2 protein-coding genes are annotated in these 1,800 nt (G+C 35.0%); both read right to left on the bottom strand.

Annotated elements, in window-relative coordinates; translation table 11 throughout:
• Positions 1-232 precede the first annotated feature (232 nt).
• Positions 233-1,411 (bottom strand): ribonuclease D, encoded by a 1,179-nt coding sequence (locus OZD66_RS00440; protein WP_182366463.1) that lies wholly within the window; start codon positions 1,409-1,411, stop codon positions 233-235.
• A 37-nt stretch (positions 1,412-1,448) separates the two neighbouring features.
• Positions 1,449-1,685, bottom strand: a complete 237-nt coding sequence (locus OZD66_RS00435) for a hypothetical protein (RefSeq protein WP_182366455.1) — start codon at positions 1,683-1,685, stop codon at positions 1,449-1,451.
• Positions 1,686-1,800 lie beyond the last annotated feature (115 nt).

The following is a 1,800-nucleotide window of genomic DNA, read 5'->3' as shown; positions in this document are numbered from 1 at the left end:
TTATAAATACCAGAATAATAAGCTACTGATATTCTCCATCTTTTTTATCTTTAATCCATCATAGCTAGCGATGCAACAAAGCCATCCCAGACTGGGATGACACCCTACTTAACCGTCATACCGCCGCGGTATCTCTTAGCCGCTAACACATAGCAACTGTTCTCCCTTGTCATACCGTCACTTGGCCACTAACACGTAGCGGGATGACGATTGTCGATAAATCTAAGTTACTTTAGCAACAGTTATTCTCCACTAAATTACTCTGAATTTTGGTTATATTATTTGCGGATTTCACTGCTGAAATCTCAAATTTTGAGCTTGTGTTCAAAAATGATTCAATTGACCTGCCAAAAAAATCATATCTCCATCCCTTGAATAATTTATCTGTCTGTCCAGATATTGACCCGGTTAACTCATCTTTTGAAGAAACTAATTTCCTTGATATGTTACTTTCTTTACATTTACTATCTAAAATAATTGAGAGTATATCAAGTACAGATTTGTCATAATTACTCGATAAGGTGTTGTTTTGCTGCATCCAATTTCTCTCATTTTCATTAAAAATATTCACAAACTCTAGTAAATCCGCATCTTTTATATTTTTTGTATTCCTCTTGAGATCATCTAAAATCTCATCAACATGCTCTACATTTTTTTCAATAAAATCAGCTATTACAGCATTATTGATTATTTTATTACGGTTCATATTATAGCGCTGTGCTAAGGTTTCTTGCCACTCACTAACTGCTTTAACAGTTAGTATCAATCTTGGATTTACTTCATAATTAAATTTAATCCTCTTCCATGCATCTTTTGGGCTATGTAAATACTTATTTATATCAACTATTGATTCCATCTCCTCTTGAAACCAACCCATCCTATTATTTTCTTCAAGTTTATTGCACAATATTTGGTATAGGTCATATAGGTGTACCACGTCGTTTACTGCATAATCTAACTGATCTTCGGACAACGGACGCCTTAACCAATCTGAATTTTTAGCTTTAATTTTATCCAGTGCTATTCCTTGATATTGCTCCACTACTTTTGAGTAACCAATAAAGTCATGATAATAATGACAAAACATAGCAGCAACTTGGGTATCAAAAATGGGAGTGGGAATACATTTAAACACAGTGAGTAAGGATTCTATATCCTGCCGGCAGCTATGAAACACTTTGGTTATCCCCTGATTTAGCATTATTTTCTTAATGAATGATAAATCAATTTCTGGCACTAATGCGTCTACAATAAAACTCTTCTCTCCGTAAGAAATTTGAATTAACGATAATTTTGGGTAGTAGATTAAATTATTTCTAATGAACTCCGTGTCAACTGCTATAAATTTTGGCTTTTTTGCTATCAACCCCTCACATATGTCCTCCAGCTCCGACGTTGTATTAATTAACATATGTTTTTTATTCAGTGGTTCTACTTTACCACTTATATTAAATTTTTGCAATTAATGACTTCTTGCAGAACTTTCTATCACTCATTGGCATCACACAAATAGCCTTTTCCATCCCAATCCCAGTGCTTCCTTCTCCTGTCATCCCAGTGCCCTGACTACTTGGATCCAGAAAAAAGAATGGTGTCATGAAAGTAGCTGACACTGGTTCCTTTATGACGGCAGTAGCCCCTTCGGTGTCATTCCAGTGCTTGACACTGGAATCCAGCTTTTTCATAATCATTAAAACGTTGTATTTTAAGATAAAACAGCTATTTTTATGCTCGCCAACTTAATAAAATTCCTGGATCCCAGTGGGCTTTGTTGCATCGCTAGCTATGATGGATTAAAGA

The organism is Wolbachia endosymbiont of Drosophila baimaii, from assembly GCF_028982185.1.
Taxonomy (GTDB): domain Bacteria; phylum Pseudomonadota; class Alphaproteobacteria; order Rickettsiales; family Anaplasmataceae; genus Wolbachia; species Wolbachia pipientis.
The sequence above is the reverse complement of the archived record's forward strand: the minus strand, read 5'-3'. Positions and strand labels throughout refer to the sequence as shown.